The following is a 20,836-nucleotide window of genomic DNA, read 5'->3' on the forward strand; positions in this document are numbered from 1 at the left end:
TGAGCACGGAGTGCGGACGGTCCGTCGTGGCCGGCCCCGGCGCGGGACCGGCCACGGCCGGCGTCAGATCATGTAGACGTCCACGACGTGGTGGATGTAGTCGTTCTTCAGGACGACCTTCTTCTTCAGGATCAGCGGCTCGTCGCCCGAGAGGTCGATCGTGTAGAAGCTGGTGCCGAAGTACGTGTCCGTCGTGTTGTAGCGGAAGTACAGCGTGAACCAGTTGAAGCGGACCTGCACCCGGTCGCCGTCGTGCTCGAGGACCTCCACGTCGGTGATGTTGTGCCCGGTGCGGGGGTCCGGCAGGGACGTGGCGGAGGAGCGGTCCGTCTTGATGCGGAACACGCGGTCCTCGATGCCGCCGCGGTTGTCGTAGTAGATCAGGGAGATCTCGTTCTGGGGGTCTTCGGTCAGCCGGTCGTCGTCGTCCCAGGACGGCATCCAGAACTCGGAGTCCGGGTGGTAGCACTCGAGCCACTCGTCGAACTGCCGGTCGTCCAGCAGGCGTGCCTCCTTGTAGAGGAACGCGCGCACGGTCTCGAGGGTCGCGATCTCCTCGGCGGTCTTCAGCGCCGCCAGGGGGTTCAGCAGGTTGGTCATGGTGTTCTGCACTCTTTCTGTGGTTCGGGGGAGTCCGGGTCAGGCGGTCACGGGGGCGGACTGCGCGGCGGCGCGCTCCTCCGCGGCCAGACCCTTGTCCATGACGTCCTTCCAGAAGCCGTGCTGGACGGGGTACAGGCCCTCGTCCTCGGTGCGCACACCGGAGGCGATGACCTTGGTCATGCCGAGGGCCTGGGCCTGCTCGTCCGGGCCCTGGATCTCGTGCGCGGCGCCGCGGGACATGTCGTTCCACGGGGCGGAGGTGGCCCAGTAGGTCTTGTTGCAGGAGCGGAACTCCTCGAGGTCGTCCGGGGTCGCCATGCCCGTCGCGTTGAAGAAGTCCTCGTACTGGCGGATGCGCTTGGAGCGGTTCTCCTGGGACTCGCCCCTGGGGGCGATGCAGTAGATGGTGACCTCGGTCTGGTCCGCGGAGATCGGCCGGAAGTGGCGGATCTGCGAGGAGAACTGGTCCATGATGTACACGTTCGGGTACAGGCACAGGTTGCGCGAGATGTTGATCATGAAGTTCGCCATCTCCTCGCCGTACTTGTCGACGAGCTCCTCGCGGCGGTCCCACAGCGGGCGGTCCTGCGGGTTGGTCCACTCCTGCCACAGCAGCAGGTGGCCGTGCTCGTAGGAGTAGAACCCGCCCTTGACCTTGCCCCACTTGCCGGCGTCCATGGCCTTGGTCTTGTTGGCGGAGTCGCCGGCGGTGCGGCGGGCCGTGGTCGCGGCGTAGTTCCAGTGCACCGAGGTCACGTGGTAGCCGTCGGCGCCGTTCTCCGCCTGGACCTTCCAGTTGCCGTCGTAGGTGTAGGTCGAGGCGCCGCGCAGCACCTCGAGTCCCTCGGGGGACTGGTCCACGATCGAGTCGATCACCGTGGTGGCGTCGCCGAGGTGCTCCCCGAGGGGCAGCACGTCCGGGTTGAGGGAGCCGAACAGGAAGCCGCGGTAGGAGTCGAAGCGGGCGACCTTGGTCAGGTCGTGCGAGCCCTCCTTGTTGAAGTTCTCCGGGTAGCCGCCGTTGCGGCCGTCCTTGACCTTGAGCAGCTCGCCGGAGTTCTTGAACGTCCACCCGTGGAAGGGGCAGGTGAAGGTGGTGCGGTTGTCCGTCTTGCGCCGGCAGAGCATCGCACCGCGGTGGGAGCACGCGTTGACGATGCAGTTCAGCTTCTCCTCCTTGTCACGGGTGATGACCACCGGGGTGCGGCCGATGTAGGTGGTGAAGTAGTCGCCCACGTTGGGGATCTGCGACTCGTGGGCCAGGTACACCCAATTGCCCTCGAAGATGTACTTCATCTCCAGCTCGAAGATCTCCTGGTCGGTGAAGATCTCCCGCTTGGCCCGGATGAGCCCGTTCTCGCGGTCGTCCACCACGGCGTCGGAGAGGACCTCGCGGACGTGGGTCAGGTTCTCGGTCATGACGTGCTCCTTCTGGTCGGGCTGCCTGGTCGGGCTGCCTGCTCGGGATGTCTGGGCGGGACGTCTGCTCGGGACGTGCGGGCCGAAGTCTGCGACCGGCTCCTGCCGGACGGTACGGAGCCAGTCTGGTGCGCCGTGACTCCGCTCACATCAGGCAAACCCCTAGGACTAACCCAGGGGGTGTTTATGCCGTATTGGGTGCAGAAAAGACGCCTAATTGATATTTGTCGCGTCCTGATCGCGCCCCTAGGCTGGTGGAGACGTCGACGTGTCCGGTGTCACAGCCGGAGGGCCCGAGCCGGCGGCCGCGAGCCGCGTCGGGAGCGGCGGGCACGAGGGGCGTCCCTGATCACCGTTCAACGAGGAATGTGGAGCACACCATGACGGAGACCCACGCGGCAACGCGCAAGGAGAACGAGGGCACCGCGGTCGAGGCCGGGTCCAAGGCGACCGAGCGGTTCACCGCCTCGGGCAAGCTGGCGAAGCTGGACGTGCCGAAGGAGCGGGTGTCCCTGCTGGCCGGTGCGGCGATCAAGGCGATCAACGACATCGCGGTCGAGCACCAGGTCACCTACGAGGAGTACAACGCGCTGAAGGCGTGGCTGATCAAGGTCGGCACCGACGGGGAGTGGCCGCTGTTCCTGGACGTGTGGCTGGAGCACACCATCGAGGACGTCAACTCCCAGGAGCGCCCCGGCGCCGTCGGCACCATCGAGGGCCCCTACTACGTGCCGGACTCCCCGGTGCTGCCCACTCCCGCGACCCTGCAGATGCGCGAGGACGAGCCCGGCACCCCGCTGCTGTTCAAGGGCCGGTTCACCGACACCGACGGCAACCCGCTGCAGGGCGCCCAGGTGGAGATCTGGCACGCCGACGCCAACGGCTTCTACTCCCAGTACGCCCCGGAGCTGCCCGAGTGGCTCTTCCGCGGCACGGTGAAGGCCGACGAGAACGGGTACTTCGAGATCAACACCAAGCGCCCGGCCCCGTACCAGATCCCCACCGACGGGGCCTGCGGGCAGCTCATCGGTGCGGCCGGCTGGCACGCCTGGCGCCCGGCGCACATCCACATCAAGGTCTCGGCCCCGGGCCACCAGCTGGTCACCCAGCAGCTGTACTTCCCCGGCGACCCGCACAACGCGGACGACATCGCCTCGGCGGTCAAGCCCGAGCTGATGCTGGACCCGAAGCCGCGCACCGACGGCGGCGCGGGCGAAGAGGTCGTCTACGACTACGTCCTCGCCAAGGAGGGCCAGACCAAGTAGGACGCCGGCCGCGGGCGCACCGCCCGCGGCGCACAGGAGCACCCCCGCAGGCCTCGGCCCGCGGGGGTGCTCCTGCGTCCCGGCCGGGCCGTCCGGCCACGGCGCCGAGCGCGCCCGAAGTCGCCTCCCGGGCCGCCGCGGCCGTCGAGGACACAAAACGCACAGGCGGCTTGCTCATGCAGATCACTGGGTCTAAGGTAAATCTGTCGTCGGCGATGGCCCGGAGGTGATCCCCCCATCTGCCTCCGGATGGTTCCTGCCGGCGACTGGTGTCCCATTCCCCCGATCGGGATGCCTGACAGGCCCTGCCGATCCCCCCATGCGGCAGGGCCTGTCCCCTGCGCGGGGCGGTTCCGGGCCGCGGACGGCCTCGGCCGGTGGGCGGCTCAGGCGCCCGGCGTCAGCACAGCCCCAGCTCCTCGAGCCGGGGGAGCACCTTGCCGGAGACGGAGAGCAGCGCGTCCATCTCCTCCCGGGTCAGGTGGTCGATCAGCGCCGCCCGTACGAGCTCCAGGTGGCCGGGGGCGGAGGCCTCGATGGCACGCCGCCCCTCCGGGGTGATCCGCACGTCGAGGCCGCGGGCGTCGCTGTCGCACGGCAGCCGTTCGAGCAGCCCGCGCCGGGCCATGCGGGAGAGCAGGTGGGAGAGGCGGCTGCGCTCCCAGCCGAGCTCGTGGAGCAGGTCGCGGGAGCGGATCACGCCGGTGCTGCTCTCGGACAGCTGGACGAGGACCTCGTACTCCGAGCCGGACAGCGCGCTGTCCCGGGACAGCTGGCGGTCCACCGCGGTCTGCATGCCGCGGCTCAGGGCCAGGAAGCCGCGCCAGACGCGCTGCTCCTCGTCGGACAGCCAGTTGACCTCGTCGGTCTCCGGGTGGCTCATGCGGCGGTCCTCTCGTGGCGCGGAAAACCCCCACTATAAATTGACGTGTCAACAAATGTCAACCGCCGACAGGGTCCTCCGGCGGGTCCGGGCGGTCGCCGGCGTCGCGGCCGTACCGTGCCGGGCGGCGGTGGATCCACTCCGAGTCGTAGAGGTCGCCGGGCCCGCGCGCGGGCCGCCGGAGCCGCTCGGCGTAGCCGGTGGGGCGCAGCGGAGAGTCGTCGTGGTCGACCGGGGTGAACGAGGCCATGGCGACGAGTCCGAAGCCCAGGCCGGCCGCGACGACCAGCGTCATCCCCGAGACGACCAGGACGCTGACGTACTCGTCGGCCAGGTGCGCACCCGTGGTGCCCGCCAGCAGCGGCTGGACAGCGAACACCCCGGCGAGGGGCAGGAGGCCCAGCAGCAGCAGGGCGGCGGGGACGAGCCACAGCTTCGAGCGGCTCCGCAGCGGGGGCACCGAGGCGTCCCGGAGGGCCGGGTGCAGCTGGGCCTGGACGACGACGAAGCCCGCGAGCCCGGGCAGCCCGAGCAGCGCTCCGACCGCCCACCCCCACGCGTGGCCCAGGGCGGCGAGTCCGCCGCCGAGCAGGAGGCCCAGCAGGACGAGGGTGAAGGAGAGCCCGCGCGCCATCCGCCGGGCGGCCCGGGGCGAGGCCGCAGGCCCGCGGGCCGCCCGGGGCGCGGTCCGGGGCGGGACGTGCTGCGGGGGGAGGCGCTGGCCGTACTCGGGCTCGTTGCCGTGGGTGCTCATGGGCGGGCTGTTTCCGTGGTGTGAGGGTGCCGGACGCCTCCACTGTAGACCTCGCCTCCGACGCGAGCTCCCGCTGGCGCCCTCTCTGTGATTGACATATCATCAAAACCGAGGGGCGGGAGGTGCGGCCGTCCCGCCGCCGACCGTCGTCCCGGCCGGTGGCGCCCCGTCCCGCCGCACCGCGAGGAGCCACCATGTCACAGCGCAGCACCCAGCGGTCCGAGCACAGCACCGCCGGCGCCTACGTGCATCCCGGCGAGGAGTTCACCCGGGACACCGCCTACATCGAGGACCGTATCGTCCGCGACCCGGCGCGCGCCGACGTGCCCGAGGGGGCGCGGGCCTGGCCCGTCGAGGCCGGCCGCTACCGGCTCGTCGCCGCGCGGGCCTGCCCCTGGGCCAACCGCACCCTCATCGTGCGACGGCTCCTGGGGCTCGAGGACGCCCTCTCCGTGGGGCTGCCCGGTCCCGTCCACGACGTCCGGTCGTGGACCTTCGACCTCGACGCGGACGGCAGGGACCCGGTGCTGGGCATCGAGCGGCTCCAGGAGGCGTACTTCGCCCGCTACCCCGACTACCCGCGGGGCATCACCGTGCCGGCGGTCGTGGAGATCGCGAGCGGCCAGGTGGTGACCAACGACTTCCCGCAGATCACGGAGGACCTCGCCAAGGAGTGGGGCGCCTTCCACCGCGAGGGCGCCCCCGACCTCTGGCCGGCCGATCTCGAGGACGAGATGCGCGAGGTCATGCAGCGGGTCTACACCGAGGTCAACAACGGGGTCTACCGGTGCGGCTTCGCCGGCTCCCAGCGCGCCCACGAGAAGGCCTACGAGCGGCTGTGGGTCGCCATGGACTGGCTCGAGGACCGCCTCTCGACCCGCCGCTACCTCATGGGGGAGCACATCACCGAGGCGGACGTGCGGCTGTTCACCACCCTGGTGCGCTTCGACCCGGTCTACCACTCGCACTTCAAGTGCTCGCGCAACAAGCTCACCGAGATGCCCCACCTGTGGGGCTACGCCCGGGACCTCTTCCAGACGCCGGGCTTCGGCGACACCGTGGACTTCGAGCAGATCAAGCAGCACTACTTCGTGGTCCACGAGGACATCAACCCGAACCAGATCGTGCCCGTGGGCCCGGACCTGGCCAACTGGGTGTCCGCGCACGGCCGGGAGGCCCTCGGCGGCTCGCCCTTCGGGGCGGGGACCGCGCCGGGCCCCGTCCGGCCGGAGGAGCGGGTTGACGGACGTCACACGCCCCTGACCGTCTGAGCGTTCCGCCGGATCGGCGCGCGGCCTAGACTGGACAGCTCCTACGGCCCGGGCCCGTTCACGGGGACGGGTGCCCAGGGGGCCTCCCGTCCCCGCTGACCTCCTCCCGGAAAGGACCCTCACGTGGCCCCCTACCGCAACCAGCGCGCCGCCGCGCTGCCCGCCCGCCTGTCCCGCTCCTGGCTGCTCACCTCGGCCGCCGACCCGTCCGTCTTCCCCGCCGCCCTCGCCTCCGAGGCGGACTCCGTGGTCTTCGACATCGAGGACGCCATTCCCGCCGAGGGCAAGGACCAGGCCCGGCAGAACGTCGTCGAGGCCTTTGAGGCCGGGGCGAGCGCGTGGGTGCGGATCAACGACATCACCACGCCGTACTGGGAGCAGGACCTCGCCGCGCTCAGCCGGGTCGGCCACCTGCGCGGGATCATGCTGGCCAAGACGGAGCACCCCGACCACATCACCAAGACGGCCATGATGGCCCCGGCCGGCACCCCCGTGGTGGCGCTCATCGAGTCGGCGGTGGGGATCATGAACGCCAACGACATCGCCCGCGCCCCGGGCGTGTTCCGGCTCGCCTTCGGGGTCGGCGACTTCCGCCGGGACACCGGCGTCAGCGCGGACCCCCTGGCGCTCGCGTTCGCGCGCTCGAGCCTCGTGGTGGCCTCCCGGGTGGGGGAGCTGCCCGGTCCCATCGACGGGCCGACCCTGGGCGCCTCCGAGGAGGGCCTCGCCGAGGCGTGCGCCGTGACGCAGTCCATGGGCATGACGGGCAAGCTGTGCCTGGACCCGCAGCAGACCGACGGGATCAACCGCCACCTCGCTCCGAGCGAGCAGGAGATCACCTGGGCCCGCGAGCTCATCACGCAGCACGACTCCGGGCACGTGGTGGGCGACGGCAGCTATCTGCCCCGCCTGGCCCGGGCCCGCAAGGTCTCCGAGCTGGCGCAGACCTACGGTCTCTGGAACCGCTGAGCGCTCCGGGCGCCCGGCTCAGCCCAGCCAGCGGGTCATGAGCTCCCGGAACACGGGGTCCGTCAGCGTCGCGGCCCGGTGGTGGGCGGGCACGGGGTCCCCGTCCGGGACGGACGGCACGGCCACGACCACCAGTCCCGCCGCCACGGCCGAGGTCGCGCCCACCACGGAGTCCTCCACGGCCAGGGCCTCACCCGGCGCGAAGCCCAGCCGCCGCACCGCCTCGGTGTAGATGTCCGGGGCCGGCTTGCCGCGCGGCACGTCCTCGGAGGAGACCCAGGTGCTGAGGTGGGGGGCGAAGCCGGCCTCCTCCAGCTTCACGCCGAGGATCGTGCTCGTGGAGTTGCTGGCCACGGCCACGGGCAGCCGCTCGGCGAACGCGCGCACCGTCTCGAGCGCGCCCGGCAGGGGCACGATGTGCCCGGTCAGCGTCTCCTCCTCGGTGCGCAGCACGTCTGCGTGGACCGCGGCGCGGTCGGCCCGGGCGGCCTCGGCGATCGCCGTGGCGACGTCCGCCGCGGACCAGCCCATCATCCGGCGCTCCATCGCCTCGGTGAACTCGAGCCCGTAGCGCTCCGAGACGGCGCGCTGGACCCGGGCCCAGTTCGCCTCCGTGTCCATGAGGATGCCGTCGCAGTCGAAGACCACGCACGCCGGGGCCCACCCGGGGGCGGGCGCCGGCAGCTCGGGGGAGGACGTGGGCGGCGACGGCGTGGGGGCGGGGAAGGACGTCATGCTCCCATGGTGCCCCACCGGGCGCCGTCCGGGGCGGGGGTGTGAGCAGGACAACGCCCGGGAGGACGCCCGGAATAAGCACCCCGGCCGGGGGTGTTGCCGCCACCGAACCCCTTCGTGCCATCCCCGACGGAAGAAGCCCCGCCCTTGCCCGCCACGCCCCGCGTCCCGCTGTCCGCCCTCGACCTCGTGCCCCTCTCGGAGGGCCGCTCCACCGCGGACGCCCTCCGCGAGGCGCTGGACCTCGCCCGCCGGCTCGACGCCTCCGGCTACCGGCGCCTGTGGTACGCCGAGCACCACAACACGGAGGCGTTCGCGTCCTCCGCCACGGCGGTGCTCGTCGGGCAGGCGCTCGCCGCCACGGAACGCCTCAGCGTGGGCTCCGGCGGGATCATGCTGCCCAACCACGTGCCGCTGACCGTGGCCGAGGCCTTCGGCACGCTCGCCAACCTCTACCCCGGCCGCGTGGAGCTGGGCCTGGGCCGGGCGCCCGGCACCGACATGCGCACCGCCCTGGAGCTGCGGCGGGGCCACGCCGGCCACGACACCTTCGAGGCCGACGTGCGCCGTCTGGTGCGGCTGTTCGGCGGGCAGGAGCAGGAGGTCGTCCGGGCGCCCGTGGCCCGGGACACGGACGTTCCCCTGTGGATCCTCGGCTCGTCGACGGGCGGCGCGGAGGTCGCCGCCCGGCTCGGCCTGCCCTACGCGTTCGCCTCCCACTTCGCCCCGGCCAGGATCATGGACGCCATCGCCCTGTACCGGCAGCGCTTCGACGCGCAGGCCCCGACCGCCACGGTCGAGCGCCCGCACGTGATGGTCGCGGCGAACATCCTCGCCGCCGACACCGACGAGGAGGCGCGGCGCCAGTTCAGCACCCACCAGCTGCTGGTGCGCGGGATCGCCCGCAACGACCGCCGGCCGCTCCAGCCGCCCGTCGAGCGCGTGGAGCTCACCGCGGCGGAGGCGGGCATGGTGCAGGAGCACCTCGCCGTCTCGGCGGTCGGCACGCCCGAGCGGGTGGTCGCCGATCTCGAGCAGATCGTCGAGCTCACCCGGGCCGACGAGCTGATGCTCAACAGCTACGCCCACGACCCCGAGGTGCGCGCCCGGTCCTACGAGCTCGTCGCCCACGCCTGGTGAGCGCACCGTCCCGGCGCCGGCCGTCCCGCCGGCCGCACGCCCCCGGACCCCACGACCACCGCCCGGCGACCCCCGCCGGGCGTCATCCGCACCACGACAGGAGCACCCCATGACCACCGTCCCCGCCCTCGAGGCCGTCTCCGCCGACTCGGGCTTCCGCCGCACCACGATCGAGCGTCGCCCGGTCGGCCCGGGCGACGTCGAGATCGACATCCACTTCGCCGGCATCTGCCACTCCGACATCCACGTCGCGCGCGACGAGTGGGGCGGCACGCACTACCCCGTCACCCCGGGGCACGAGATCGTCGGCCGCGTCCGCGCGGTCGGGGAGTCCGTGACCGGCTTCGCCCCCGGCGACACGGTGGGCGTCGGCTGCTTCGTCGACTCCTGCGGCCGCTGCGAGCACTGCACCGGCGGCCAGGAGCAGTTCTGCACGGAGGGCGTGACCGCCACCTACAACACGCCCCAGGCCGACGGCACCCCCACCCGGGGCGGCTACAGCGGCGGGATCGTGGTCGACGAGCGGTTCGTCCTGCGCGTCCCCGAGGCGCTCGACCCCGCCCGGGCCGCCCCGCTGCTGTGCGCCGGGATCACCACGTACGCCCCGTTCAGGCGCTGGGGCGCCGGACCGGGCCGGCGGGTGGCCGTCCTGGGCATGGGCGGGCTCGGCCACGTCGCCGTGAAGATCGCCGCCGCCATGGGCGCCGAGGTCACCGTCCTGAGCCAGAGCCTGTCCAAGCAGGAGGACGGCCTGGCCTTCGGCGCGACCGACTACTGGGCCACGAAGGACCCCGAGACCTTCGAGCGCAACAAGGGCCGCTTCGACCTGATCCTCAACACCGTCTCCGCGGACCTGCCGGTCGAGCAGTACCTGTCCCTGCTGCGGGTCGACGGCGTGCTGTGCTCCGTGGGGCTGCCCACCGAGCCGTACAGCGTCCGCCCGGGCGCCCTGATCGGCCCCCAGCGCGTGCTCACCGGGTCGATGGTCGGCGGGATCCCGCAGACGCAGGAGATGCTGGACTTCTGCGCCGAGCACGGCGTGGAGGCCGAGATCGAGCTGATCGGCGCCGACGACGTCGACGCCGCCTACGACCGGGTGGTCGCCTCGGACGTGCGGTACCGCTTCGTCGTCGACGTCGCCCGCACCCTGGCGTAGCCGCCCGGATCATCAGCAGCCTGCGGCTCCGGCCGCGCCGGTGGTTAGAGTGGGGTCCATGGCCCACACCACCACCACCGACGGCGCGCTGCGCCGGCTCGCCGAGGCCTACCGGGTCTCCACGACCTACTCCGGGTTCGACGGACAGGAGCGGGAGGTCCCGGAGCCGACGCTGCGCGCCGTGCTCGACGCGCTGGGCGCGGACGCCGGGGACGACGCCGCGATCGAGGCGTGCCTCGCCCAGCGGGAGCTGGCGCCCTGGCGGCGGGTCCTGCCGCCCGTGGTCGTCGCCGTCGCGGGGGAGCGCACCCGCTTCGCCGTGCACGTCCCGCACGGCTCCACCGTCCGTGTGACCCTCGCGGCGGAGGGCGGCGCCCGGACCACCGCCTCCCAGGTCGACAACTGGCGCTCCCCGCGGGACGTGGACGGCGTCCTCACCGGCCAGGCCACCTTCGAGGTGCCCGAGGGCCTCGCCGTGGGCTGGTACGAGGTCCGCGCCGAGTGCCCCGAGGTCGACGGCGGACGCGCGGTCACGGCGCCGCTGGCCGTGACCCCGCGGCACCTCGCCAGCACCGACCGGCTGCACGGCCGGCACCGCTGGGGCTACATGGCGCAGATCTACTCGGTGACCTCCGGGCGCTCGTGGGGCGTGGGCGACGCCTCGGACCTCGCGAGCCTCGCCGCGATCTCGGGCGAGCAGGGGGCGGACTACCTGCTGGTCAACCCGCTGCACGCCGCCGAGCCCGCACCGCCGGTGGAGCCCTCGCCGTACCTGCCGACCAGCCGCCGCTTCTTCAACCCCCTCTACCTGCGCATCGCCGAGGTCCCCGAGTACGCCTACCTGCGCCCGGGCGACCTCGAGGTGGTCAACACGCTGGCCGCCATCCAGCGCAAGGACAACCTCGACACCAGCACCATCGACCGGGACAAGGCGTACGCGGCCAAGCTGAAGAGCCTCGAGCTGCTGTTCACCGTCCGCCGCTCCCCGCACCGCCAGCAGCAGCTGCGCCGGTTCGTGGCCGAGGGCGGGCAGGGCCTGCAGGACTTCGGCCTGTGGTGCGCGCTGCGGGAGGAGCTTGGCGAGGACGCCCCCGAGTGGGACGACGCCGCGGCGCGCCCCGACGCCCCGTACGCGGTGGAGGCGCGGACCCGGCTGTCCGACCGGATCGACTTCCACGTGTGGATGCAGTGGCTGCTGGACGAGCAGCTCGAGGCCGCCCAGCGCGCGGCGCACCTGGCCGGGATGGACATCGGCGTGATCCACGACCTCGCCGTGGGCGTGCACAAGCAGGGCGCCGACGCGTGGACGCTCCAGGACGTGTTGGCCCTGGGCGTCAGCGTGGGCGCGCCCGCGGACATGTACAACCAGAAGGGCCAGAACTGGTCCCAGCCCCCGTGGCACCCGGAGCGCCTGGCCGAGGCCGGCTACCTGCCCTGGCGGGACATGCTGCGCACGATCTTCCGGCACGCCGGCGGCATCCGGGTGGACCACGTCCTGGGCCTGTTCCGGCTGTGGTGGATCCCGGACGGCCAGGAGGCCTCGGAGGGCGCCTACGTCTACTACGACCACGAGGCGATGGTCGGCATCCTCGCGCTCGAGGCGGAGCTCGCCGGGGCGGTGGTGGTCGGGGAGGACCTGGGCACCCTCGAGCCGTGGGTGCGGGAGTACCTCGCGGAGCGCGGCGTGCTGGGCACCTCGATCCTGTGGTTCGAGGTGGACGGCGACGAGCCGCTCCCCCCGGCGCAGTACCGGGAGCTGAGCATGGCCTCGGTCAGCACCCACGACTTCCCGCCCACGGCGGGCTTCCTGGAGGGCGTGCAGGTGGACGTGCGCCAGGAGCTGGGCCTGCTGGCCCGGCCCGTGGAGGAGGAGCGGGCCGAGGCCCGCCGGCAGCTCGACACGTTCTTCGCGGCCGTCGCCGCGGACGGGCTGCTCCCCGACGGGGACGCCACGGACGAGCAGGGCCTGGTCGAGGCGCTGCACCGCTACCTCGCCCAATCCCCGGCGCTGCTGTTCAACGTCTCCCTCGTGGACGCCGTCGGCGAGCGCCGGATGCAGAACCAGCCGGGCACGGGGGACGAGTACCCGAACTGGCGCGTGCCCCTGGCCGACTCCGCGGGCAACCCGGTGCTGATCGAGCAGCTGCCGGACAACGCGCGGGCGAACTCCCTGGTGCGCGCCGTCAACGAGGCGCTCGGCAACCGCTCCCGCCTCCGGTCCGTGGGGGAGCCGGGGCAGCCCGAGCACACCGACCGCACGGCGCCCTGACCGCGCCCCCGCGGCCCCGCCCGCAGCACCCCCCTGCCCCGAACGGAGGAAGCACCGCATGACGGAGCCGACGACGCCCCGCCCGGCCGCCGTGCCGCTCGCACCGCCCATCCGCTACGTCGCCCTCGGCGACTCCATGACCGAGGGCGTGGGCGACCCCGACCCCGCCCGCCCCAACGGGGTGCGCGGCTGGGCCGACCTCGTGGCCGAGCAGCTGACCGCGGCCCACCCGGACACCCGCTACGCGAACCTCGCGGTCCGGGGGCGGCTGCTCCGCGGGATCGTCGAGGAGCAGCTCGAGGCGTGCCTGGCCCTGGAGCCGACCCTGGTGAGCCTCTACGCCGGGGGCAACGACCTGTTGCGCCCCCGCGCGGACGTGGACGCCCTCATGGGGGTCTACGAGCAGGCGGTCGCCCGGCTGCGGGGCTCCGGCGCCCAGGTGGTGCTGTTCACGGCCTTCGACCCCGGCCGGGACGCCCCCACGTCCTGGACCCGCCCCCGGCAGGCGCTCTACAACGAGCACGTCCGGGAGATCGCCGACCGGCACGGGTGCCTGGTCCTCGACTACTGGCGGATGCGCACCCTGCAGGACTGGCGCTACTGGGCGGTGGACCGGCTGCACATGTCGACCGCGGGGCACACCCGCGTGGCCGCCCGGGTGCTCGAGCTGCTGGGCGTGGAGCACGCCCTGGAGCTGCCGCCCACCGACCGGCTGCCGGTCACGGCGAGCCCGGGGGTGCTGAAGGAGGACCTCCTCTGGGCCCGCGAGTACCTGCTGCCCTGGGTCGGGCGGCGGCTGCGCGGGACCTCCTCCGGGGACGCGGTCGCCGCCCGCCACCCCGGGTACACGACGCTGCTCCCGCGCCCGGTGCTCCCCGCCGGTCCCGCGGCCCCCGCGGAGCCGTCGGCCCCCGCCCGGTGCGGCTGAGCAGGGAGTCCCCCGGTTTGCGGGGGTCCGGGGAGCCGGTAGACTGACCCGAAGCTGGTCACACCTGACGTCAGGTTGCGGGGAAGTCCGTCCGGGCCTAGACTTCAAGGCTGTCGTGTGGTGGAGTCCACCTTCCGGCACCTTGATCTTCACCGTCTTCATCGTGGCGAGGCCTTCGCCGGTTCCGGCCGCGGGCCTTACGAGAGGGCCCGGTTGGCGAACGGTGGCAATTCTGAAGGTGGCGGGACGCTCGTTGCCGCAGCTGAGTGATCAACTGCGGCACCCACTGCGTGCCGTCATTTCGTCAACATTGGAGGAGAACACTATGGCAGCGCACTGCCAGGTGACCGGAGCTCAGCCGGGCTTTGGGCACAGCATTTCGCACTCGCACCGCCGTACCAAGCGCCGGTTCGACCCGAACATCCAGAAGAAGCGGTACTGGGTGCCGTCGCTGCGCCGCAGCGTGACGCTCAACGTCAGCGCCAAGGGCATCAAGGTCATCGACGCCCGTGGCATCGATTCCGTCGTGACCGACATTCTCGCACGTGGGGAGAAGATCTAGCATGGCCAAGGACAAGGACGTTCGTCCCATCATCAAGCTGAAGTCCACCGCCGGCACCGGTTTCACCTACGTGACCCGCAAGAACCGCCGCAACGACCCGGACCGCATGGTGCTCAAGAAGTACGACCCGGTCGTCCGCAAGCACGTCGATTTCCGCGAGGAGCGCTGAATCCATGGCCAAGAAGTCCAAGATCGCCAAGAACGAGCAGCGCAAGGTCGTCGTCGAGCGCTACGCCGCGAAGCGTGCCGAGCTCAAGAAGACCCTCGTCGACGAGAACGCCACCGACGAGGCCCGCGAGGAGGCCCGCCTGGGCCTGCAGAAGCTGCCCCGGGACGCCTCCCCGGTCCGGCTGCGCAACCGGGACCAGATCGACGGCCGCCCCCGCGGCACCCTCCAGAAGTTCGGCATCTCCCGCGTCCGGTTCCGCGACATGGCTCACCGCGGCGAACTGCCCGGCATCACCAAGTCCAGCTGGTAATTTCTGACGCAGGAGCGCGATCGGTCCCCCGTGCCGCGCTTCCCCACGACCCCAAGTCCAGGAGGACATGAACATGGCTAAGAACCGCAGTGAACTCGTCGCAGAGGTCGCCGAGAAGGCCGGCACCACCAACGCCGCCGTGAACGGCGTCCTGGACGCGATGTTCCAGGTCTTCGAGGAGTCCGTCTCCGCCGGTGAGAAGATCACCATCCCGGGCTGGCTGGCCGTCGAGCGCACCGACCGTGCCGCCCGCACCGGTCGCAACCCGCAGACCGGCGAGACCATCGAGATCCCGGCCGGCCACGGCGTCAAGCTGACCGCTGGTTCCAAGCTCAAGGCGGCCGTGTCCAAGAAGTAAGGACACCCGCGGGTCCGTTCCGGACCCCGTCCCATGGCTTCGTCCGAAGGGGCGGCCCCGCACCGGGGCCGCCCCTTCGGCGTGCCCGGGCCCCGCGCCGCGGACACGACCGGCAGCGCGGCCCCCGGCACCGCAATTGGTCCGGCGCCGGGTGCGGCGCGCATAATGGGACCACCGGGCCGAGCGGCCGGCGATCCAGACGGGAGGTGCGGCGTGAGCCCACGTGCACGGCGCCTCGCCCGCGGCTGGGCCGGAGCGGCCATCGCCACCTCCGCCGCCGCGATCTCCCACGCGGCCGCCGGCGGGCAGGCCCCGCCCGTCGTGCTCGTGCTCCTCTCGCTGGCCCTGTCCGGGCCGCTGTGCATGGCCCTGGCCGGCCGGGTGCTCTCGCGGTCGTCCCTGCTGCTGGGCGTGCTGCTCAGCCAGTCCGTGCTGCACGCCCTGTTCGCGGCCTCCGGCGGTGCCGGCACGGTCGCCCACGCCGCCCACCCCTCCCTGGACCACGCCGCGCAGCACGGCGCCACGGGGGGTGCGCCCGGCCCCGCCCTGGTGCTGGAGGTCCAGTCCCACGCCGAGCACGGCGGAACCGCCATGCTCGTCGCCCACGCGCTCGCCGCACTGGCCTCCTACGTGCTCATGCGCCACGGCGAGGTCGCGGCCGTGGTCCTCCTGGAGGCGCTGCGGCTGCGCGTGCGCCGCCGGCGGCAGGTGCTGCCGGCCCCCGTGGTCGTCGGCCGCCCGCGCGCCGTGCGGGCCGGGCGCCCGCACGTGCTGACCGACCAGACGCTCCTGCGTCCCGTGCGCTCCCACCGCGGGCCGCCGCGCGCCCGCCGTCGACCCCTGCTGCCGGTCCTCCTCCCGGGACCCGCCACGCTGCCCGCCGGCTGAGCCGGACGGCCGCGGGGCGCCGCCCGGGCCACCGACCTCGGCAGGACGTCCGACGGCCCGTGCCCGCCGCCGGCCCTCCCGGCCCGGCGGCCCCGCCCACCGCCGCCCGGCCCTCCGAGGAGACCCCATGCCCACGTCCACCACCCGCCGCACCGCCGCCCTGCTGGCAGCGGGAGCCCTCACCCTCCTGCCCCTGCTGCCCGCGGCCGCGCACGACGAGCTGACCGCCGTCACGCCGGAGCCCGACTCCGTCCTGACCACCGCGCCGGAGGAGCTCGAGCTCACCTTCTCCGGCGAGATCATGGACATCGGCCACCAGATCCTGGTCACCGACTCCGAGGGACGCTCCGTGACGGAGGGCCCGCTCGAGCCGGTGGGGAACACGGTCGTCCAGCCCCTGGCCGCGGCCGGCGCGGAGGACGAGACCTACCGCGTGGTCTGGCGCGTGGTCTCCGGCGACGGGCACCCCATCGAGGGGACGTTCAGCTACGACGTCGGCTCCGGCGGCGAGCCCTCGGCGGACCCGAGCGCCGCGGTCGAGGACGCCGCCGCGAGCGCCCAGGACGCCGCGGACCGCGCCTCGTCCGGGGACGTCCCGCTCTGGCTCGTCGCGGTCGCGGGCGGGGCCGTGGCCCTCGCCGTGCTCGGCGTGGTGAGCCTCGTCTCGAGCCGGCGCCGCAAGGGCTGAGCTCCCGGGGTCCGCCCCGCTTCCGCACCGTCCGCACCTCCCGGCCGGTGCCCGCCGGGCGCCGCCGCGCCCCCGGGGGCTGCCGCCGTGCACCCTCCCGCGCGTGCCCGCCCCGCGCATCCTCGTCATCGACTCCCAGGAGCACCCATGCCCACTTCCCTGCCCACCTCCCTGCCCACCTCCCTGCCCACCTCACTGCCCGCCGCGCTGCTGCGCACCGGCACCGTCCTCGCCCTCGGCGCCCTCGCGCTCACGGGCTGCGCGTCCTCCGCCCAGGAGCCGGCACCGTCCGCCGCGTCCACCTCCGCCTCCGGCGCCCCCTCCCCGCACGACGCCGGGGGCGCCGCCGCGCACGAACCGCTCACCGTGGAGCAGCCCTGGGCGAAGGCGGGCCCCGCCGGGGGGATGACCGGGGTGTTCGGCACCCTCGTCAACGAGGGCGACGTCCCGGTCGTGCTCACCGGCGCGTCCGCCGAGGGCGTCGCCGGGGCGGTCGAGCTGCACGAGACCGTGCTCGACCCCGAGACCGGCAGCACGGTCATGCAGCGGATGCAGGACCCGGTCGGCATCGCGCCGGGGGAGTCCTACGCCCTCGAGCCCGGGGCGGACCACCTCATGCTCCTGGACCTGCGCTGCGGGCTCCGTGCCGGGGACGACCTCGAGCTCGTCCTGCGCTTCGAGGACGGGACCCAGCAGACGGTCACGGCGGCCGTCCGCGACTACGCGGGCGCCCAGGAGGAGTACGCCCCGGGCCACGGCGAGGACGAGGACGCCGGCGAGGACGCCGGCGAGGACGACCACGCGGACGACGGCGAGGGGCACGCCGGGGGCCACGCGAGCGGGACGGGGTCGCCCTCCGGGGCCACGCCGGCGGCGGACCTGCCGGGCTGCCGTGGGTGAGGCCCGCGGCCTGGACCGGCGGCGCCTGCTCGTGGCGGGCGGCGCCGCCGGCGTCGGCGCCGCCTCCGCCCTGGGCCTGGAGTCGGCCCGCCGCGCCGGGGCCCCCGCCGCGGCCCCGCAGGACACCGCCCGGGTGGCACCGCAGGGGCACGGGCAGGCCGTCGAGCCCTTCCACGGCCCCCGGCAGGCCGGGGTGGCGACCGCGCCGCAGGCGTTCGCCGCCTTCGTGGCGCTGGACCTGAACCGGGACACCACCCGGGACGCGGTGCGGCGCCTGCTGCGGGTGCTCTCCGAGGACGCCGCCGCCCTGACCCAGGGGCGGGCGCCGGTCGCCGACCAGGAGCCGTGGCTCGCCGAGCACCCCGCGCGGCTCACGGTCACCCTCGGCTTCGGGCGGCGGCTGCTCGGACTGGTCGCCCCGGACCGGGTGCCGGCCTGGCTGCGGCCTCTGCCCCCGTTCTCGATCGACCGGCTCGAGGAGCGGTGGAGCGACGGCGACCTGCTGCTGCAGATCTGCGCCGACGACCGCCTCGCGGTCTCGCACGCCCAGCGGGTGCTGCTCAAGGCCGCCCGCTCCTTCGCCGCCGTGCGCTGGGTGCAGGACGGCTTCCGGCACACCGTGGGCTCCGTCCCGGACGGGCAGAGCATGCGCAACCTCTTCGGCCAGGTGGACGGCACCGTCAACCCCCGGGGCGGCAGCGAGGAGTACGAGCGGGTGGTCCACGGCCGGGACGGCTTCGCGCCGTGGGTCCCGGACGGCACGGCCCTGGTTCTCCGCCGGATCGCCATGAACCTGGACACCTGGGACGAGGCGGACACGCCGGCGCGGGAGGACGCCGTCGGGCGGCGCCTGCGCGACGGCGCCCCGCTGACGGGCGGTGCCGAGCACGACGAGCCGGACCTCGCCGCGCGGGGGCCGCTGGGCTTTCCCGTCATTGCGGACTACGCCCACGTGCGCCGCTCCCGCTCGGAGGACCCCCTCGAGCGGATCCACCGGCGGGTCTACAACTACGACCTGCCCGTGGCGGGTGCCTCGGGCACCCGGGGCCGGGGCGCGACCACCGGAGGGGTCAGCGACGCGGGGATGGTCTTCGCGGCGTACTGCGCGGACGTCGACCGCCAGTTCGTCCCGATCCAGCGCCGGCTCGACGAGCTCGACATGCTCAACGCCTGGACCACCCCGGTCGGGTCCGCGGTCTTCGCCGTGCCCCCGGGCTGCGCGGAGGGAGGGTTCGTGGGGGACGTGCTCTTCGAGGACTGAGGACCGCCCGTGTGGGATCCGGCACACGCGCACGGGCCGGTGCGCTCGGGGAGGGACAATGGAGACGGGCCGCCCCGTCGTCGTGGGGCGGATGAAGGAGACTGACCATGAGTTCGAGGACGGCCGAGCGCGCCGACCACGGCACCGCCGCCCGGCCGGGCGACCGGGGGATCGACCCCTGGTGGCTCGCGGCCGTGCCCCTCGTGGCCCTCGCGGCGCTCATCGCGGCGATGCTGTGGACCGGCTCCGGCGCGGCCCGGCTCGCCGCCGACCCCGGGGCGCTGGTCCGCTGGGGGCTGCCCGCCGCGGAGCTCGTGCACAACGGCGCGCTGGTGGTGGTCATGGGGGCCCTGCTGTTCGCGGTGGGCGTCGTGCCGACCACCGTCGACGGGCGCCGCCGGGGCACCCGGGACCGCGCCGCGGCCCCCGAGCACCCGCTGTTCCGCCGCACCCTGCGCCTCGCCGAGGCCGCGGCCGTGGTCTGGACCGTGGCCGCCGTGGCCGTGCTCGTCCTGTCCTACTCCGACGTCGCGGGCGTGCCCGTGGGCGGGGACGGGACCTACACCCAGCAGCTGCTGCACTACACCACGGACATCCCCACCGGACAGGCCCAGGCGGCGATCGTCGTGGTGGCCGCCGTCGTGACCACCCTGGTCTTCGGCATCCGGGCGCTGCTCGGGCTGCTGCTCACCCTGGCCCTGTCCTGCGCGGCCCTCGTCGCCATGGCCCTCAACGGGCACTCCGCCGGCGGCAACGACCACATGGGCGCCGTCAACTCCCTGGGCCTGCACCTGCTGGGCGCGGGGCTGTGGACGGGAGGGCTCGTGGTGCTCGCCTGGCTCTCCCCGCAGCTGAGCGCCCCGGACGCCGGCACCGGCACGCTCCCCGAGGGCGCCGCCCGGGGCCGTCCGTCCGCCGGCCCGCGGCGGCGGGTGCCGATCGCGGCCGTGGTCCTGCGCCGCTTCTCCGCGGTCGCCCTCGGCGCCTTCCTCCTCGTCCTGCTCTCCGGGACGGTCAACGCGGCCGTGCGCATCGGCTCCTGGGAGCAGCTCTTCAGCGGCTACGGGTGGCTCGTGCTGGTCAAGTTCGTCCTCACGCTGGGCCTGGGCCTGGCGGGCCTCACGCACCGCCGGTGGCTGGTGCCCGCGCTCGAGGCCGGCCGGCTCACGGCCCGCCGCGCCGTGTGGCAGCTCGTGCTCGGGGAGCTGCTCGTGATGAGCGCCGTCATGGGCGTCGCCGTGGCCCTGTCCCGGACCGCCCCGCCGGTGCCCGAGGAGATCGCCCCGGACGCCTCCCCGGCGCTGATCCTCACCTGGTACGAGCTGCCGCCCGAGCCCACCGCGGCCTCGTGGTTCACCACGTGGCGCGTCGACTGGCTGTGGCTCGCGGTCTGCGTGTTCCTCGCGGCCGTCTACCTGTGGGCGTTCGTGCGCGTGCGCCGGCGCCGGGACTCCTGGTCCGTGCTGCGCACCCTCTCGTGGCTCACCGGGGTCGGGGTGCTGTTCTTCATCACATCGGGCGGGTTCGCCGTCTACGGCCGGGTCCTGTTCTCGGCGCACATGGTCGAGCACATGGCACTGACCATGGTCGTGCCGATCTTCCTGGTCCTGGGCGCGCCGGTCACCCTGCTGCTCAAGGCCCTGGAGTCCCGCCCGGACGGCACCCGCGGGCCCCGCGAGTGGATCCTGCGGCTCGTGCACTCGGGGTTCGGCAGGGTCGTGACGCACCCGATCTTCGCGGCCGTGAACTTCGCCGGCTCCATCGTGGTCTTCTACTTCACCCCGCTGTTCCACTTCACCCTGCACTACCACGTGGGCCACGTGTTCATGGTCGTGCACTTCCTGATCACCGGGTACCTGTTCATGCTGGTGCTGATCGGCACGGACCCCATCCCGTACCGCCCCGGCCACATGATGCGCCTGGTCCTGCTGCTGGCCACGATGGTCTACCACGCCTTCGTGGGGGTCGCCCTCATGGGCTCCGACACCCTGCTGCAGGCCTCCTGGTTCGGCAACACCGGCCGGGACTGGGGCCGCACCGCGATCGAGGACCAGCAGCTCGGCGGGGCCCTCATGTGGGGGATCGGCGAGTTCCCCACCGTCGTCGTCGCCGTCGTCGTCGCGATCATGTGGGCGATCGAGGGCACCAAGGAGAACCGCCGTGCGGACCGCAAGGCCGACCGCACGGACGACGCCGAGCTCAAGGCCTACAACGAGATGATGGCCGGGCTCGCCGAGCGCGACGACCGCGCCGCCCGGCCCTGAGCACCGTCCCGCCCGTCCCGCCGCCCGTCCCGCCCTGGTCCACC

At 73.5% G+C, this 20,836-nt stretch carries 21 protein-coding genes; 16 read left to right on the forward strand and 5 right to left on the reverse strand.

What is annotated here, in order from left to right:
* Positions 1-63: 63 nt before the first annotated feature.
* Both benB and benA read right to left on the reverse strand, forming a co-directional pair.
* On the reverse strand, positions 64-600 hold the full coding sequence (gene benB / locus CK505_RS04350; RefSeq protein ID WP_017832655.1) for a benzoate 1,2-dioxygenase small subunit: 537 nt from the start codon (positions 598-600) through the stop codon (positions 64-66).
* 39 nt (positions 601-639) lie between these two features.
* Positions 640-2,022: a benzoate 1,2-dioxygenase large subunit gene (gene benA / locus CK505_RS04355; RefSeq protein ID WP_095650353.1), complete on the reverse strand. Its 1,383-nt coding sequence runs from the start codon at positions 2,020-2,022 to the stop codon at positions 640-642.
* 380 nt (positions 2,023-2,402) lie between these two features.
* On the opposite strand from benA, the gene catA reads away from it, so the two are divergent.
* Positions 2,403-3,287, forward strand: a complete 885-nt coding sequence (gene catA / locus CK505_RS04360) for a catechol 1,2-dioxygenase (RefSeq protein WP_035928370.1) — start codon at positions 2,403-2,405, stop codon at positions 3,285-3,287.
* A gap of 400 nt (positions 3,288-3,687) precedes the next feature.
* Here the strand turns inward: catA and CK505_RS04365 are convergent, their stop codons facing one another.
* Positions 3,688-4,170 carry a MarR family winged helix-turn-helix transcriptional regulator gene (locus CK505_RS04365; protein ID WP_017832652.1) on the reverse strand — a complete coding sequence of 161 codons (483 nt, stop codon included), beginning with the start codon at positions 4,168-4,170 and terminating at the stop codon, positions 3,688-3,690.
* 58 nt (positions 4,171-4,228) lie between these two features.
* On the reverse strand, positions 4,229-4,924 hold the full coding sequence (locus tag CK505_RS04370) for a hypothetical protein (protein ID WP_095650354.1): 696 nt from the start codon (positions 4,922-4,924) through the stop codon (positions 4,229-4,231).
* Between the two features lie 194 nt (positions 4,925-5,118).
* Here CK505_RS04370 and CK505_RS04375 point away from each other — a divergent pair, with 194 nt between their 5' ends.
* Both CK505_RS04375 and CK505_RS04380 read left to right on the forward strand, forming a co-directional pair.
* The gene (locus tag CK505_RS04375; protein WP_017832650.1) at positions 5,119-6,195 is read left to right on the forward strand and encodes a glutathione S-transferase family protein; all 1,077 of its coding nucleotides are present in this window, start codon (positions 5,119-5,121) and stop codon (positions 6,193-6,195) included.
* Between the two features lie 123 nt (positions 6,196-6,318).
* Positions 6,319-7,164 (forward strand): CoA ester lyase, encoded by an 846-nt coding sequence (locus CK505_RS04380; RefSeq protein WP_017832649.1) that lies wholly within the window; start codon positions 6,319-6,321, stop codon positions 7,162-7,164.
* A gap of 18 nt (positions 7,165-7,182) precedes the next feature.
* Here the strand turns inward: CK505_RS04380 and CK505_RS04385 are convergent, their stop codons facing one another.
* The gene (locus CK505_RS04385) at positions 7,183-7,899 is read right to left on the reverse strand and encodes an HAD family phosphatase (RefSeq protein WP_017832648.1); all 717 of its coding nucleotides are present in this window, start codon (positions 7,897-7,899) and stop codon (positions 7,183-7,185) included.
* A 147-nt stretch (positions 7,900-8,046) separates the two neighbouring features.
* Here CK505_RS04385 and CK505_RS04390 point away from each other — a divergent pair, with 147 nt between their 5' ends.
* From CK505_RS04390 to CK505_RS04450, 13 genes are all read left to right on the forward strand, one after another.
* Positions 8,047-9,039, forward strand: a complete 993-nt coding sequence (locus tag CK505_RS04390) for an LLM class flavin-dependent oxidoreductase (protein WP_095650355.1) — start codon at positions 8,047-8,049, stop codon at positions 9,037-9,039.
* Positions 9,040-9,148: 109 nt separating this feature from the next.
* Positions 9,149-10,195 (forward strand): NAD(P)-dependent alcohol dehydrogenase, encoded by a 1,047-nt coding sequence (locus CK505_RS04395; RefSeq protein ID WP_095650356.1) that lies wholly within the window; start codon positions 9,149-9,151, stop codon positions 10,193-10,195.
* A 58-nt stretch (positions 10,196-10,253) separates the two neighbouring features.
* Positions 10,254-12,464 carry a 4-alpha-glucanotransferase gene (gene malQ, locus CK505_RS04400; RefSeq protein ID WP_095650357.1) on the forward strand — a complete coding sequence of 737 codons (2,211 nt, stop codon included), beginning with the start codon at positions 10,254-10,256 and terminating at the stop codon, positions 12,462-12,464.
* Positions 12,465-12,522: 58 nt separating this feature from the next.
* Positions 12,523-13,392 (forward strand): SGNH/GDSL hydrolase family protein, encoded by an 870-nt coding sequence (locus tag CK505_RS04405; RefSeq protein ID WP_052133007.1) that lies wholly within the window; start codon positions 12,523-12,525, stop codon positions 13,390-13,392.
* 325 nt (positions 13,393-13,717) lie between these two features.
* On the forward strand, positions 13,718-13,954 hold the full coding sequence (gene rpmB, locus CK505_RS04410; RefSeq protein ID WP_017832643.1) for a 50S ribosomal protein L28: 237 nt from the start codon (positions 13,718-13,720) through the stop codon (positions 13,952-13,954).
* Position 13,955: 1 nt separating this feature from the next.
* Positions 13,956-14,123, forward strand: coding sequence for a 50S ribosomal protein L33 (gene rpmG / locus CK505_RS04415; RefSeq protein ID WP_017832642.1), 168 nt, complete (start codon positions 13,956-13,958; stop codon positions 14,121-14,123).
* A 4-nt stretch (positions 14,124-14,127) separates the two neighbouring features.
* Positions 14,128-14,433, forward strand: a complete 306-nt coding sequence (gene rpsN, locus CK505_RS04420) for a 30S ribosomal protein S14 (protein WP_017832641.1) — start codon at positions 14,128-14,130, stop codon at positions 14,431-14,433.
* Between the two features lie 73 nt (positions 14,434-14,506).
* Positions 14,507-14,791 (forward strand): HU family DNA-binding protein, encoded by a 285-nt coding sequence (locus tag CK505_RS04425; RefSeq protein WP_031282576.1) that lies wholly within the window; start codon positions 14,507-14,509, stop codon positions 14,789-14,791.
* Positions 14,792-15,004: 213 nt separating this feature from the next.
* On the forward strand, positions 15,005-15,679 hold the full coding sequence (locus tag CK505_RS04430; protein ID WP_141246777.1) for a hypothetical protein: 675 nt from the start codon (positions 15,005-15,007) through the stop codon (positions 15,677-15,679).
* 127 nt (positions 15,680-15,806) lie between these two features.
* Positions 15,807-16,367, forward strand: a complete 561-nt coding sequence (locus tag CK505_RS04435; protein WP_095650358.1) for a copper resistance CopC family protein — start codon at positions 15,807-15,809, stop codon at positions 16,365-16,367.
* A 147-nt stretch (positions 16,368-16,514) separates the two neighbouring features.
* Complete coding sequence (locus CK505_RS04440; protein ID WP_095650359.1) at positions 16,515-17,267, forward strand: copper chaperone PCu(A)C; 753 nt, start codon at positions 16,515-16,517, stop codon at positions 17,265-17,267.
* Positions 17,260-18,528, forward strand: coding sequence for a Dyp-type peroxidase (locus tag CK505_RS04445; protein ID WP_095650360.1), 1,269 nt, complete (start codon positions 17,260-17,262; stop codon positions 18,526-18,528). The genes CK505_RS04440 and CK505_RS04445 overlap by 8 nt, the downstream gene beginning before the upstream one ends.
* Positions 18,529-18,635: 107 nt before the next feature.
* Positions 18,636-20,792, forward strand: coding sequence for a cytochrome c oxidase assembly protein (locus tag CK505_RS04450; RefSeq protein ID WP_095650361.1), 2,157 nt, complete (start codon positions 18,636-18,638; stop codon positions 20,790-20,792).
* Positions 20,793-20,836 lie beyond the last annotated feature (44 nt).

This window comes from Kocuria sp. WN036 (assembly GCF_002287015.1).
Lineage (GTDB): Bacteria > Actinomycetota > Actinomycetes > Actinomycetales > Micrococcaceae > Kocuria > Kocuria rosea.